Annotated in this window: 13 protein-coding genes and 1 pseudogene; 6 read left to right on the top strand and 8 right to left on the bottom strand. The window is 68.9% G+C overall.

Annotated elements, in window-relative coordinates:
* The first annotated feature begins 20 nt into the window (after positions 1-20).
* The 3 genes from AB0M79_RS28420 (at position 21) to AB0M79_RS28410 (ending at position 2,702) form a co-directional block, all read left to right on the top strand.
* Complete coding sequence (locus tag AB0M79_RS28420) at positions 21-314, top strand: helix-turn-helix transcriptional regulator (protein WP_364219228.1); 294 nt, start codon at positions 21-23, stop codon at positions 312-314.
* Positions 315-773: 459 nt separating this feature from the next.
* A complete protein-coding gene (locus tag AB0M79_RS28415; protein WP_364219225.1) occupies positions 774-1,994 on the top strand; it encodes an integrase in 1,221 nt (406 codons plus the stop codon).
* A gap of 126 nt (positions 1,995-2,120) precedes the next feature.
* On the top strand, positions 2,121-2,702 hold the full coding sequence (locus tag AB0M79_RS28410) for a hypothetical protein (protein ID WP_364219222.1): 582 nt from the start codon (positions 2,121-2,123) through the stop codon (positions 2,700-2,702).
* Positions 2,703-2,798: 96 nt separating this feature from the next.
* Here AB0M79_RS28410 and istB read toward each other — a convergent pair whose 3' ends face one another.
* The 4 genes and pseudogenes from istB to AB0M79_RS28390 form a co-directional block, all read right to left on the bottom strand.
* Positions 2,799-3,440, bottom strand: coding sequence for an IS21-like element helper ATPase IstB (istB, locus tag AB0M79_RS28405; RefSeq protein WP_364219219.1), 642 nt, complete (start codon positions 3,438-3,440; stop codon positions 2,799-2,801).
* Entirely contained in the window at positions 3,437-4,375 is a 939-nt protein-coding gene (locus tag AB0M79_RS28400) for a hypothetical protein (protein WP_364219216.1), read from the bottom strand. The genes istB and AB0M79_RS28400 overlap by 4 nt, the downstream gene beginning before the upstream one ends.
* Positions 4,376-5,216: 841 nt before the next feature.
* Positions 5,217-5,774, bottom strand: coding sequence for a dihydrofolate reductase family protein (locus AB0M79_RS28395; RefSeq protein ID WP_364219213.1), 558 nt, complete (start codon positions 5,772-5,774; stop codon positions 5,217-5,219).
* Positions 5,775-5,932: 158 nt separating this feature from the next.
* A pseudogene (locus AB0M79_RS28390) lies at positions 5,933-6,328 on the bottom strand (Na+/H+ antiporter NhaA); the annotation flags it as partial.
* Between the two features lie 47 nt (positions 6,329-6,375).
* On the opposite strand from AB0M79_RS28390, the gene AB0M79_RS28385 reads away from it, so the two are divergent.
* Positions 6,376-6,519, top strand: coding sequence for a Tn3 family transposase (locus tag AB0M79_RS28385; RefSeq protein WP_364219376.1), 144 nt, complete (start codon positions 6,376-6,378; stop codon positions 6,517-6,519).
* Between the two features lie 77 nt (positions 6,520-6,596).
* On the opposite strand, the gene AB0M79_RS28380 is transcribed toward AB0M79_RS28385, so the two are convergent.
* Together AB0M79_RS28380 and AB0M79_RS28375 are read right to left on the bottom strand one after the other, a co-directional pair.
* A complete protein-coding gene (locus tag AB0M79_RS28380; protein WP_364219210.1) occupies positions 6,597-7,439 on the bottom strand; it encodes a hypothetical protein in 843 nt (280 codons plus the stop codon).
* A gap of 46 nt (positions 7,440-7,485) precedes the next feature.
* Positions 7,486-7,722 carry a hypothetical protein gene (locus tag AB0M79_RS28375; RefSeq protein WP_364219207.1) on the bottom strand — a complete coding sequence of 79 codons (237 nt, stop codon included), beginning with the start codon at positions 7,720-7,722 and terminating at the stop codon, positions 7,486-7,488.
* Between the two features lie 517 nt (positions 7,723-8,239).
* Here AB0M79_RS28375 and AB0M79_RS28370 point away from each other — a divergent pair.
* Together AB0M79_RS28370 and AB0M79_RS28365 are read left to right on the top strand one after the other, a co-directional pair.
* A complete protein-coding gene (locus tag AB0M79_RS28370) occupies positions 8,240-11,005 on the top strand; it encodes a BTAD domain-containing putative transcriptional regulator (RefSeq protein WP_364219204.1) in 2,766 nt (921 codons plus the stop codon).
* Positions 11,006-11,182: 177 nt separating this feature from the next.
* The gene (locus AB0M79_RS28365; protein WP_364219201.1) at positions 11,183-11,713 is read left to right on the top strand and encodes a sugar O-acetyltransferase; all 531 of its coding nucleotides are present in this window, start codon (positions 11,183-11,185) and stop codon (positions 11,711-11,713) included.
* A gap of 61 nt (positions 11,714-11,774) precedes the next feature.
* Here the strand turns inward: AB0M79_RS28365 and AB0M79_RS28360 are convergent, their stop codons facing one another.
* Complete coding sequence (locus AB0M79_RS28360; protein ID WP_364219198.1) at positions 11,775-12,731, bottom strand: LysR family transcriptional regulator; 957 nt, start codon at positions 12,729-12,731, stop codon at positions 11,775-11,777.
* Positions 12,732-12,817: 86 nt separating this feature from the next.
* Positions 12,818-13,201, bottom strand: a complete 384-nt coding sequence (locus AB0M79_RS28355; protein WP_364219195.1) for a hypothetical protein — start codon at positions 13,199-13,201, stop codon at positions 12,818-12,820.
* Positions 13,202-13,452 lie beyond the last annotated feature (251 nt).

Below are 13,452 nucleotides of genomic sequence, written 5' to 3'. Positions count from 1 at the left end.
AGATCCGATGGCGATTGCGGATGGCGGCGGCGCAGCGCGAGGTGTGGTCCGGCAGCGAGCTGCGGCGGCTGCTGGCCGAACGTGCCGGCCTGGAGTTGTCCGCGGCGTCGGTGTCGGCGTTGCTGACCAAGGAGCCCTCGCAGATCAAGATGTCGACGCTGATCGCGCTGTGCACCGCGCTGCAATGCACGCCCAATGACCTGCTCGAAGTCGACACCACGCCGGTTGAGCAGCCCGCTCCGGCGAGCCGTCCGAGCGTGGCGGAACCGCCGAAGGCGGTCGGTGACGGGCGCCGATCCATGCCGCCGGTGTAGTTGTTCGACCGGACCTGACCCGAGGAAAGCATGGGTAAGCGGCATCGCGACTGCGTCGGCTGCGGCGCACCGGTCGGCATCATCGGCCGCGAACACTGCTGCCGGTGCACCCAGCGCCTGCGGGAGGCTGCGGCTAAGGCCGCCTGTCCCGGCTGCGGTCGGCAACGCGTGCTGCAGACCGCGACAGGCCAATGCATCCGGTGCTCGCGTCGCTGTTCCGTTTGCGCGGCGCCGGTGCTCTCGGCGGCCTCGACGCTGTGCAAGCACTGCGCTCGCGCCGCCGCCGCGAGCGCCGCGAAACAACCATGTCCGCGATGCGGACGCCCGGGCTTCCTGCGGCCGACCACCGGCTGGTGCGGAACCTGTTCGCGCCCACGCCCGCCGACGCAGCCGCCGCGAGCCTGCCGTCAGTGCGGGCAGGTGCGCCGACACGCCGGCCTCGGACTGTGCTCGACGTGCTTGCAGCGCCAACCCGACCGAGCACTGATCCGCGCGGAGAACCTGATCGGCCGCCTTTCCGAGCCGCCTGAGTGGCTGCTCGACTTCGCCGCTCACGTCGCCGCCCGGTTCAACCCAGGCCGAGCCAGCGGACTGGTGACCGCGCTTGGCCGGCTCCTGCAAGACGGGCAGTCCGTGCACCCGCAGGCACTGCTCGAACGATCCCGCCAGGTCGGCCGCTCGATGGGAACCCTCGCCCGGGTCATGGAGGACTTCTTCACCACGGCGCGGTTGGCGCTCCCGACCGACCAGGCCGATCGGCTCGCCGCCGGCCGCCGGCAGCGCCGCATCGACGCCGTCCCGGCCACCCTGCGCTCCGCCGTGGCCGGATTCGCGACCCACATGCTCCGGGCACGGACTCGCGCGTTGCGGGCCGGCACCCGTCCGCGCACTGACCAGACCATCGAAACCGCGCTCGCCACCGTCCGGGACCTGGCCCTATTCCTGACGACCCGACGAGGCAAGAGCGATTGGGCGCTGGTCGATGTGCACGACACCGAAGCGTTTCTGGCGGCCAATCCGAAGTCGCGCCACCGGCGGCTGACGGTACTGCGGCAGTTCTTCCGCTTCGCCCACCGCTCCCGGCTGCTCCTCGTCGACCCCACCGCGCAGTTGCAGGCCCAGCAACATCAGGCCTTCCGCGGCCAGACGCTGACCCTGCAGCAGCAGCGCAGCCTGTTCCACCGCTGGACGAGCGTCGAAGCTGCGACCCATCCGCACGAGGCCCTGGTGGGGATGCTGGCGCTGCTGCACGCCGCCTCGAGCCAGGAAGTCCGGCTGCTGCGCATCACCGACATCGACACCAACCGGTGCAGCGTGCGCCTCGGCAAGCGGCCTCACGCCGTCCCGCTGGACCCGGCCACCTGGTCGACGCTGCAGCGGTGCCTCGATCACCGCGCCGGGCAGCACACCACCAACCCGCACGTCATCGTCACCAAGCAGACCAAGAACGGACAGGCACCGGCCTCGACCGCCTACCTCAGCCACGTGCTCGACGGCTGCGGCGTCCCACCACGCACGATCCGCAGCACCCGCATGGTCGACCTCGTCAACACCCTCGACCCCAAGCTCGTCGCCGCCGCACTCGGCCTCGACCCACAAGCCCCGCTGATCTACCTCGCCGACCGCATCCATCCATGGCCGGATGAAGGGTTTAGCGCAGCGCCGGGTACGAAGGGATAGCCGCCTTCCCGAACGCCCAGGTCCGGATTAGCGGGCGCGGCCTGCTCATAGCCCCAGGAAACATGCCCATTACGATCCTCCAACTATGCTGCGGACGTCGCGGCTGAGTTGGAGATGGAGCGCACCATGTCGACACTGAACGAACTGCTCCAGTTGGTGCCTCCTCCGGCAATCGCTCAAGCCGAGGTTGATTGGATCGCCGTCGAGGCTGCGATTGGTCGGCGCCTACCTGCGGACTACAAAGGCCTCGTCGAGGTCTACGGGCCTGGGCAGTTCGATCGGTTCCTTACCATCTATCAACCTGTGACACAGTTCTTGACAACCGAACTCGCTTACCAAGCTAAACGTAAATCCCAGATTTTGACCCAACTGCGCGACAACGGCCGAGAGCACATCCCCTTTGCCGACGGAACCCTCCTGCCGGTCGCCGGGACGGACAACGGTGACACCATCTACTGGGTGATCGAGAATGCGGACGATCCCGACGCATGGACCATCACGGGTAATGAGGCTCGCAACACGATTTGGCCGCAGTTCTCCGGCGGCATCACGGACTTCCTGTATGGGGTCTTGTCTCGCCAGATCAGGTTTCCGATCTTCCCGAAGGACTTCCCCAGCAGCCGCAACCCTCGTTTCAGGCCGACGGGAGAACCGGACCCGAAGTGGGTAGCTCGGCTACGTGCGCAGGGCCTGTACCGCGAGGTCTAAGCAGATCTGTCCGCATCTGCGTGTGCACCTGGGTATCGCCGTGAGTAAAAGGCTGGCAGACGAACCTGTCCACTTTCGGCGGCGCCTGACACAGGTTCACGCGAACATGTGCGCTTTACCGAAGCCCTTGTTCGAGGTCAGCAGGGTGGAGCCCTTCTCGTAGCGTTTGGAGATCACTTGGAAGACGAGGTTGGCTTCCGGCCGTTCGAGGGGTTGGTATCCCACTTCGTCGATGACCAGGACGGTGGGGCGTAGGTAGGTCTGCAGCTTGCGGGCGAGCCGGCCGATCGCGTCGGCGGCTTTGAGTTGGCGGACCATGTCGTCGAGGGTGGTGAAGTAGACGGTGAACCCGGCTCGGCAGGCGGCGACCGCGAGGGACACCGCGATGTGGGTCTTGCCGACGCCGGGCGGGCCGAGGAACGCGACGTTGGCTTTGGCCTGCACGAACGCGAGGGTGGCGAGGTCACGGACTTTGCGGGGGTCCAGGTCGGGCTGGAAGCTGAAGTCGTAGTCGTCGAGGGTCTTGTGGTGCGGCAGCTTCGACAGGCGAAGCCCAGCGCGGAAGCGGCGTTCGTCGCGGACGGCGAGTTCCTCTTCCAGGACGAGGTCGAGGAACTCCAGGTAGCCCATGGCCTCGGTGTCGGCCCGGCCGGTGAGTTCCCGCAGCGTCTTGGCCAGGTGAGGCAGGCCGAGTTTGGTGGCGCTGGCGTGGATGCGGTTGGTGACCAGCTCACTCACTTCGAGACGTCCTTCAGGTGTGGGCGGTGGGTGAACGGGCTGGCCGCAGCGATCTGCTCATAGACCGACAGCGGCCGGGCCTCGACGGCGATCTGAGCGGCGGCGGCCCGGTTGAGCAGGGCTTGCAGCGGCCCTTGGCCGCCGTCGTGACGGGCCGGTCGGCGTGCGGTCGGCTGCCCGCCGTCGGGGTCGCCGGTGGTGACGGCACGGGTACGTCCGTCGGGCAGACCGTCCCAGTGGCTCTCGTCGACGACCCGGGCGCCACGGCCCACGGCCCGCTGGTGCGTGGCCAGCAGCGTGGTGCCGTCCAGGCCGGCGACGGTGGCGTGGATGGTGATCGTGGCGGCGGTCGCCCGGACCTCCACGAGCTGGCGGGGGCGAACCCGGCGGGCCGGCACGGAGTAGAGGTTGCCGGCGTAGGCGACCAGGCAGTCCTTCCCGACGTGCCGCAAATGCCGGTCGGCGACCACATACGCCCTGGCCGGGATCGGTCGCAGCGCGGCGTGGTCACGGACCGCCCGCACACCGATGATCTCGCCGTGGGTGCGATGTCGCACGGCCCGCCGCTGCGGAACCCAGGCCACGAACGAGGCATCGAGCTCGGCCAGCGACGAGAACGCCCGCCCGGCCAGGACATGATCACGGACGATGGTGACCTGCCGTTCGACCCGCCCTTTGCCGGTCGGCCGGTATGCGGCCAGCACATCGATGTCGAAGTCGTAGTGCCCGGCGAACGCGACCGCTTCCGGGTGCAGCGGAACCGCCTGGCCCGGGGCGACGTGCCGGCGGACCACCGTCTTGGTCCGGTCGTAGACGATCGCCCCAGGGACCCCGCCGAAGTGCGCGAACGCCCGCCGGTGACACTCCCAGAACGCGGCCAGGTCCTGGCTGGTGGTGAAGCAGCAGAACGGATCCCGCGAGTACGACAGCACCATGTGAACGAGTACACCTTCGGGATCCCGACGTGAGCCAGGATGCCGCCCTCGTCGCCCCAGTCCACCTGCGCCTGCGCACCCGGAACAACCTCGAACCGGCGATGCAGCCCGGCCAACTGATCCGGACTGATCCCCAACTCCGCAGCGATCCGGGGACGGGCCTGCTGCAGATACAACTTCACCCGCTGGTAGTTACCGGTGAACCCGTACTGCTCGACCAGACGCTCATGGATCACCGTGCCCTTGAGCAGCAACTCCGCCCGCAACCACGCATCGACCACATGCGCGAACACATCGATCAGCTGCCCACGAGCCGGCCGCGCCCGAACCGGCGGCACCACTTCGCCGCTACCAGCAGCCAGATACTTCTTCACCGTCCGCCAGTTCAGGCCCGTCTCACGAGCGATCTCCGAGACACTCGCACCAGCCTCGTGCAGCGCCCGGAACCGACGCACATCCAGCCACCGCTGCTCATCCAACGCCCCACCACCAGCCGCCCACGCCGGTCCGATCACGACCCGAGCAGACTCACCCCCGGCCACCCACAGGCGACGGACAAACGGTGCGCACCGCTGCAAGATCAGCTGTACGTAGCTCTGCACTCCAGGCCGTACCCCGACACCCCGGGCAGGTGTATCTCCCTGATCGACGTGCGGGAGTTCGGGCCCCGCCCTGGAGGCGTCGGCGGGTGAGCGCAAGCACGTCGATCAAACAACCGGGCCGCGGAGAAGGGCATCTCGCGCTCGCCGCGCAGCGCCGAAGGACTCCTCAAGGCGAGGACGTTTCCGACGAGCGGAACGCCACGCTGCCGGGCGAGCTGGCGGTGATGGGCTCCTGTGATTCAGCGCGCGCGGCGATAGTGCATGGCCACCGCGCCGTTGCGAAGCGGCTGCGCCGATAGCAGCTCGAGCCGGCGCGTGCCGGGCAGCCCACCTTGGTACAGCGTCGGGCCGTGGCCGGCGATCCTGGGATGGACGAGCAGCTTGTACTCGTCGATCAGGTCCAGCCGGTCGAGCTCGGTCGCGAGCTTGCCGCTTCCGAGCAGGACCCCGGCCGGGGTCGCGTCCTTGAGCTTCTGCACGCCCTTGCGCAGATCACCGGCGATATGGTGGCTGTTGGTCCACGGGAAGTCCGTGCGCGTCGACGACACCACGTACTTGGGTTTGGCCTCCAGATCGACCGCCCACTCGCGGATGGCCGGCGGCGCCTCCTCGTCGCCGCGGGCGACGGCCGGCCAGTAGCTCTCCATCATCTCGTAGGTGACGCGACCCCACAGCATTGCCCCGCCCTCGTGCATGAGTCGGGTGAAGAAGGCATGCGTCTCATCGTCGGCGATCCCCTCCTGGTGGTCGACGCAACCGTCCAGGGTGACGTTGAGGCTGAAGGTGAGGACTCCCATGGCTGGCGACTCTATCGCCCACTCCGGCGTCGCGGCCCAGGTAGGCATCGCGTCAGTCAGCCCGGGGTACACGCGCCCCGGGACCCAAACTCGCGCCCAATGAAAGCCGCCGGGACCCAGATTCGCGCCCAGCCGGGACCGCTACTCGCGCTTAGAACCATGCCGGCCAGCGACAGGCCGAGCAGGTCCCACCAACCCAGCTGGTCACCGAGAGGCGAGCGGGTAAACCGCTGACCAGCCAAGTCGCGCCGAGCACGCGGATGGCCTTGCCGAGCACCAGCCCGGCGTTGATGCCGATCGTGACCGGGGCGCGCAGCCCGCCCGCACCGGCCACCGACACACTGGCGACGAAGAACGCCAAGAACGGCACCGCGAGCCCTGCAGAGATGGGCGCCACCGGTGCTCGAAATGCCTCGCCAGCCCGGCCCCGGGCCTTCGGCACGGCGGATCACTGGGACGAGGAAGCCGAGCAGCACGCCGGCGACGGTGGCGTGGATGCCGGCGGCGTGAACCAGCGCCCAGACGGTGACCGCGAGCGGCAGCAGCAGCCACCAGGCGCAGAAGATCTCCATGCTCACCCTGCACCTGCTGCAATCCGGCCCTGGTACTGGTCAACACCCGCCTGGTCGACCGGGTGCTGTCCGAACCGGAGTGGGCTGCTCGGCTCGCCCCGCACGACCTGCGCGGCCTCACTCCGCTGTTCTGGTCGAATCTGTTGCTGCACGGCACGTTCAAGCCGACCTGAACACGCGCATCGACTACGACACCGACCGGTCGGCAGCAGGCCGTGCCGGGGCGCCGGCCGATTGGCCACCCGCTGGATCACCCGGCGTCGGCGTGACCTGCGGTTCGTGCGACGGTGAGCAGCAGCGGCGAGGCGCCGCCGAGGCGGGCGGCGCAGTTGGCGACGGCCTCGGCGAGCCACCCGATCGCGTCGCAGGTCCACTCGATCAGGTCGCCGCGCAGGGTTGCGCCATGTAGGGGTGGGCCGCTCCAGAAGCTGTCGTCGAACGGCGGTGGCGGCGCGGTGTCCGGGTCGGCGCTGTCGTGGGAGACGTTGGTGAACGCCGTCTGGTCCAGGCGGGTGAGCTGGTCGGTCAGCTGCGCTGCGACCGCCGCGAGGGCGGGGTCCTGGCCGCTGTTGACGCTGACCTGTACCGGTGTGTGCGCGTGCGGGTCGCCGGCGGCGAACCATGCGACGGACCGCAGGGCCGGCACCGGCGCGTACGGGGGCCGCCGGGAGGGGTCGATGCCGTGTACCGGCAGCAGGATCTGGACGGCGGACAGTTCGAGGGTGCCTGCCCGGGCGGTGGCGTCCTGGGCGCAGCGCAGGAACGGTTGCACCGGCAGCGGCCGGTCACCGGCGACGGCGCTGGCCTCGACCTGGAACCAGGCAACAAGTCCGGTGTCCAGGCCGCGTGGGTGCTGCCACCCGGCGTCGTTGATGGCCCACAGCCAGGGTGCGCTGTCCGGCTGTCCACTCGACGTGTCGTCGAGCAAGCCAATCGCCAGGCACCGGTGGTGGAACAGTGCGTCGGCGTCCTGCTGCCCGGCCCGCCACGGGTGCGGGGTGAGGGTGCCGTACAGGGCGGCGAACATGGTGCCCGCGGTCGGTTCGGACCCGGGCACCATGCCTGGCTGCGCAGTGACGCTGCGTTCAGGCACGCTGGCCTCCCCGCTGACCTCGCTGCCAGGTTTGTCCGCTAGCAGGCTAGTCCACCCGGCAGTCGACGTCGGCTTGGCGGTACGGCTTCTCTGCCGTGTCGATCTCGCCGATCACGTCGGCGTCCACGTGGTTACGCCACGACGTGCGGGCCGTACTGTGACAGTCCCTGCGCGCCACCGTCCGGTCTCCACTGCCGGTGTAGGGCCGCAGCTCCTTGGTCGCAGAACACGCCTTCTGCCGCCAACTGTTGTCGGTGTACCACTCGTAAAGGCAGTTGATCACGTGGCGCGGTCACTGTCGCAGTTGCCCTTGTGCGTGCGCGGGAGGAGCAGGCGCGGAAACGCTGGGGCCGCTTCTGGTGGACGAGTGGGGCCGGTCAGTTGGTGCGGCCAGCCGGGTCAACAGCTCGTCGTACTGCTCTACGGTCGGCTCCGCTGCCGGTCGGCCGGCACCCCCGGACGCTCACCGGCGGGCAGTTGGGCCAGGTGCCGGTAGATCGTAGGGCGGGTCACACCGAACTCGGCGGCGATCTGCGCCAGCGGGTGCACCTGGCGCCCGTCCGGCCGGTTCGCTCGTACATCTGCTGCGCGATCCGGGCCTGTTGCGGGGGCAGCTTCGGCTTCGTGTGCGCCGACCTGCACACCGAACCGGCCTGCTGCAGCTTCCGATATGTCAGGATTATGGCCTCGTGTAAGGCCGTGTAAGACCGTGTTAGGTCGTGTAAGGTTCGCGCCCCTGCCGTTTCCAGCGAGTCCGCCATAGCGTCGACCCCAACGGCATCGCTCGTTACCCGACCTCCGTGGCATCCAGCAGAGACCGCAGCAGCCGGTCCGCTGACGCCTGCCATCGCGGCGTTGCCGAGCCCATACCTGCCCAGACGAAGGGGCGTGCCATGCGCTTTGTACGGATCATCTGGAACACAGCCTGGACCGTTGTCCTGCTAGCCGGGATACCAGCCGCGCTGATCCACTACACCCCGCCCCTTACTCGGCCTGACCGGCAGGCCCTGGTCGCCTGGATCCACGAACCGCTGACCCCGTCGTTCGTAGCCGGCTGCCTGGTCGCCGTGTGCTGGCTGCTCTGGATGCTGCTGGTTCTGCTGGCCGTAGCCCGCATCGCAGCCGGCGTCAGGGCACGACGACGCTGGCTGGCCCGGCTCCGTCTGCCGGCACCGATGCACAGCCTCGCCGCAGCCCTGCTCGGTGCCGCCGCGGTTACCACCGCCACCCCGGCGCTGGCCCACACCGGCAGCCCGGTCACCGCCACAGCCGCTGTACCCGACCACGACCGGCCGAGCCAACCACAGCAACCCACCCCTGTCCGGGAGCAGCTCACTGACGATCGCGCCGCCCAGGTCACGGTCAAGCGGCACGACACCCTGTGGCGTCTCGCCGACGCCCACCTCGAAGATCCGACTCGCTGGCCGGAGATCCACGACCTGAACAAAGACCGTTACCCGATGCGCGGCGGCCACCACATCCGCCCAGGTTGGCTGCTGACCCTACCCACCCAGCCGGCAGCGGAGAATCCTCCGGCGGACCACCACGGCGACCTCGTCCCGCCCGCCCCAAACCCGTCGACGCCGCCCGGCGTGACCACCAACCCGAGCAACCCCGCACCGTCCGCTGACCCAGACGGCGTCATCGAACCCTCAACGACCCCGCCCGCCGCTACCCCCAGCCCACAAAAGCCCCACACCACCTCCGCCTACCAACCGACAGACCAACCAGGAGTACGCGTGCCCGGGGGCTGGATCAGCATCGGACTCGCCGCCGCGCTCACCACCACAGGCGCCCTCGTCTGGCTACGCCGCCGCGCCCGCTACAACCCCACAGCCGCCGTCGACCCAGCCACCGACCCCACACTCCAGCCCCTGCCCAAGGTCATCAGCCGCCTACGGCGAACGGTCGACGAACAGGCACCCGAGCTCCTCAACCCACCGGACCCGCAGCCCACGGTCCGCGAACTCGAGGGAAGGAAACGCCCACCTCTACCGCCGATCGGACCGACCGGCCTGCAACTGGCCGGCCTGCACACCGACCCCCGCGATGGCGTCGGCTTGACCGGCCCCGGCGCCCCCGACGCGGCCCGCGCCATCCTCGTGGCCACACTCTCCTCCGGCGGAACCCATGACCCCGACGCCCGCGGCCACATCGTCATCCCCGCCAACGTGCTCGCCGACCTGCTCGGCGCAGCGGCCGACACCGACCTGGCCGGCGCCATACCCCGCCTACACGTGACCGCTGGACTCGAGCACGCGCTGGCATACGTCGAAGAAGAGATCATCCACCGCACCCGGACCATCACCGACGCCGATGCCACCGACATCGCCACCCTCCACGAAACCGACCCCCACCACGAACCACTGCCACCGATCACCCTCATCACCGACGAACCCGACACAGCACTGCGCACCCGATTGGCCACGGCACTACACCTCGGCCACCCACTGGCGATCAGCGCCGTCATCACCGGCGACTGGCCCCACGGCACAACCCTCACCGTTGCCGCAGACGGCTCGACGACCACCTCCCACGGTGAACTGAAGTCCCACATCTCCGTAACCGACACCGAGACCACCCTGCAACTGCTCATCGTGATCCGCGAGGCGCACACTGGTGAGCCATCCGGTCAGAGCACCAGCACCCCGACCCGGCAGCCGACGACCGGTGACACCGCGACAGCAACCAGTGCCACCGCCAACCTCGAGGCCACCGACCCCAGCACCACCGATGAGCCCGCCAGCGAAGCACGAGAACATACTGGCCAGCCCGTCGGACCATCGCGTCACGGCCGCGAGAAGGTGCAGGTCAGAATCCTGGGACGCGCCGCCATTCTCGACCCGAACGGCAATCCAGTCTCAGGAGTGCGCAGGGCAAGCTACGAACTACTCACCTACCTCGCGGTCCACCGAGAAGGCGCCCCAATTCCTGAGATCGAGCTTGCTATGACCCCCGACGCCACCACCCGACGGGCCCGCGACCGCCTGTCCACCAACGTCGCCAACCTGCGCAACCGACTGACTCACGCCAGCAGGCAGGACACCGCCGAGAACTTCAAACCCGTAGTCAACCTCGGCGGACGCTACTGCCTCGACCCCGCACTGCTCGACGTCGACTGGTGGCGCGTACTCGACGCCGCCCGCCGCGCAACCATCACCACTGATCCCCAGACCCAACGCGTAGCCCTCGAAGAAGCCGTCGCCAACTGGGGCGGACTGCTCCACGACGACAACTTCGAATGGATGGACGGGCCCCAGCACACCTGCCGCCAACTCGGCGTGAACATCCACGCCCGCCTCGCAACCCTCATTTCCAACACCGACCCCGAACGTGCGCGACAACTCCTCGACACCGCATGCGCCATCGACCCGCTCAACGAAGAAGTCGCACAGCAGGCCATGAAAGCCCACGCTGGAGACCCCGACGCGATTGGCACACGATTCGCCAGCCTCACCGACGCGCTGCACGAGATCGGTGAGGACACATCCGAAAACACCCGACGCCTGGCGCGTCAGCTACGCCGCAACGTGGCCATGTCAGTGCACGAAGGACAGCGGGAGTAGACCCTGGGAAGCAGACACGGGAAGTGGCGAGGAGGGCAGCGCCGAAAACGTCCTCGCCGACACCACCTACCCTGCCAGCTACAACTATCGGTTGTCACTGGTGAGCGTGTCGGTTGTTTGCTACCTGCTCACGGCGTTTGGTGAGATCGTCGCATGCCTGCTGCAACAACTCAGCGTATGTATGTCCAGACGTCGGAGTTCGCCCGCGTCGCGGAGCGGATCTATCAGGTCACGGACCTGACGTCGCGGTTGAACGTGCTGCCGTTCGGCGACGTGGAGGGACGCGCGGCACTGTTCGCGCAGATCTTCGCAGGGCCTCTTCCGGAGTCGGTGCGGATTTTCCCGCCGTTCTTCACCGACTATGGCCTGCGCACCGAGTTTGCCGAGAACGTCTTCGTGAACCAGGGCTGCACGTTCCTTGACCAGGGCGGCATCCGGATCGGGGCGGGTGTGATGATCGGCCCGAAGGCGAACCTCATCACCTCCGGGCACCCGGTCCCACCGGCGCAGAGACGCGAGTACACCGAGGCGGCGCCGATCGTGCTGGAGGACAACGTGTGGCTCGGTGCCGCCGTGACCGTCCTGCCGGGCGTCACGATCGGCCGCAACTGCGTGGTTGGCGCCGGGGCCGTGGTGACCAGGGACATCGGGCCGAACACGCTTGTGACGGGCCCGGCCGCCTGCGAACGTAAGAGCTGGGACGCCTGAACCGGTGGGTCCGCGCCGGGCATCACGGCGCGGACCCGCGGCCGGACGTCGTGCGGTTCGGTCAGGGTGTGGCCGGTTCGGCCGCCCAGGCGGGGACCCATGCGTCGGTGGTGGGGTGGCGGTTCGGCGCGGACGCGATGTAGCCGCGTAGCGTGGCCAGTCCTGGGTGCGGGTTGTCGGTGCGCCAGACGAGGAAGTGCGGGTAGACCGGTGTGGGGTCCAGGACCGGAATCCGGCGCAGGTCGTAGCTCTGCGGCCAGAGCAGGCGTGTCTTCTGACCGACCAGCGAGGCCAGCGTCGGTGAGTCCGCCAGCACGTCGAGCAGGTGATCGGTGCCGAAGTTGGGGCCGATCCGTTCGATGGTGAGGCCGAACGTGGCGGCCAGGGCGTCGTAGTAGGCGGCCCATTCAGTGCCGGGAACGATCCCGGGGATCCAGATCCGCAGCCCGGACAGGTCGGCGATGGTGACGTGGCGGGCGGCGGCGAGCGGGTGAGCCGGTCCGGTCAGCAACTGGTGCGGGTCGTCTAAGACACGCGCGGCGCGAATGCCTGGCGGCATCTGGTCAGGCGGGACGGTGACAGCCCGGAATGTCGCGTCGATCGTACCGGCCTCGACGGCGGCGATTGCGGCGGCGGCGTCCGACTCGACCAGGGCCACCACGTCCAGGTCGGTCTCCGGGTGCGCCCGGTGGAAGTCGCGTAACAGGCCGGCCGGTCCGATCCGCCGGTTCAGTACGTCCACCCGCAATGCACGACGGCCGGGCTGGACCGAGCCGACGGCGCGCTCCGCGAGGCGGATCAGGTCGCGGGCGTGGGGCAGGAACGCCTGACCGTCGACGGTGAGGCGGGCACCCCGCGCCGTACGCGTGAACAGTCGCACCCCGAGGTTGCGTTCCAGTGCCGCGATGCGCTTGGACACCGCCTGCTGACTCATCCGCAGCCGGTCGGCCGCCTCGCCGAAGTAGCGGTCGTCTGCCACCGCGAGGAACGCCCGTACGGCACCCAGATCGACGTCCACGGCAACCTCCGGCTGTGGCTCGTCAGCATGCCGCCGCCCAGGCATCCCAGCTTCCCTCCCCAGCCCGCCGGTGGATGGCAGGGTGCCTACCGAGGCCGCTTGTCCTCGACGTGGACAACCTGAAGCTCGCGGCCGTCCGTGTCCCGCTTGCCACGTCCGAGCAGACCGACGGCGACAGCGCTGGTGTCCTGCACCTCGTCCGGTCCCACATAGGTCAGCACATCGTTGTGATGGCCGTACACCACCCACCCGGGACCGGGGTCCAGGGTGATCGTGCCGAAGTCGCCGGCCGGTGACCCGGCATGGACCGGACCATACTCGCGGAGGATCTCCACCGCCTCGGCCGCGAGGTCGGCGTCGGGGCCGGGCTCCGGCAGGACGACACATGTGCCACGGGCGAACGCCACCCACGACTTGCCGTCCCCTCGGATGATGCGACGCCACCTTCCGGCCAGATCATGCTCCGACATGCGCGAGATCATGCCTGATCCGGACCCCCGGCGTCGACCGCGTTCGAGGACGACCGGGGACGGGTGAAAGCACCGGAAGACCGACGGTGGCACAGTAGGAGTAGAGCGACGATCGCCAGGCCGAAGATCAGCGATCGCCCGAAGGTGTCGTCCAAGGTACCTCCGGCGTCCGTCACGATCGTGCCCCGACCCCATCGCCAGAGCCAACCGCCAGCGAGGCGACCGACCGCTGCAGGTAGAACGGCCTGCTG

This window comes from Polymorphospora sp. NPDC051019 (genome assembly GCF_040683055.1).
Taxonomy (GTDB): Bacteria; Actinomycetota; Actinomycetes; order Mycobacteriales; family Micromonosporaceae; genus Polymorphospora; species Polymorphospora lycopeni.
This window is presented reverse-complemented; position numbering and strand designations above follow the sequence as displayed.

What these genes read in the sequence shown, in the direction of transcription:
- AB0M79_RS28420 (WP_364219228.1), top strand. Translation starts at nt 21, where the DNA reads ATGGCGGCGGCGCAGCGCGAGGTGTGGTCCGGCAGCGAGCTGCGGCGG.
- AB0M79_RS28365 (WP_364219201.1), top strand. Translation starts at nt 11,183, where the DNA reads ATGTATGTCCAGACGTCGGAGTTCGCCCGCGTCGCGGAGCGGATCTAT.
- AB0M79_RS28410 (WP_364219222.1), top strand. Translation starts at nt 2,121, where the DNA reads ATGTCGACACTGAACGAACTGCTCCAGTTGGTGCCTCCTCCGGCAATC.
- AB0M79_RS28355 (WP_364219195.1), bottom strand. Translation starts at nt 13,201, where the DNA reads ATGTCGGAGCATGATCTGGCCGGAAGGTGGCGTCGCATCATCCGAGGG.
- AB0M79_RS28400 (WP_364219216.1), bottom strand. Translation starts at nt 4,375, where the DNA reads ATGGTGCTGTCGTACTCGCGGGATCCGTTCTGCTGCTTCACCACCAGC.
- AB0M79_RS28395 (WP_364219213.1), bottom strand. Translation starts at nt 5,774, where the DNA reads ATGGGAGTCCTCACCTTCAGCCTCAACGTCACCCTGGACGGTTGCGTC.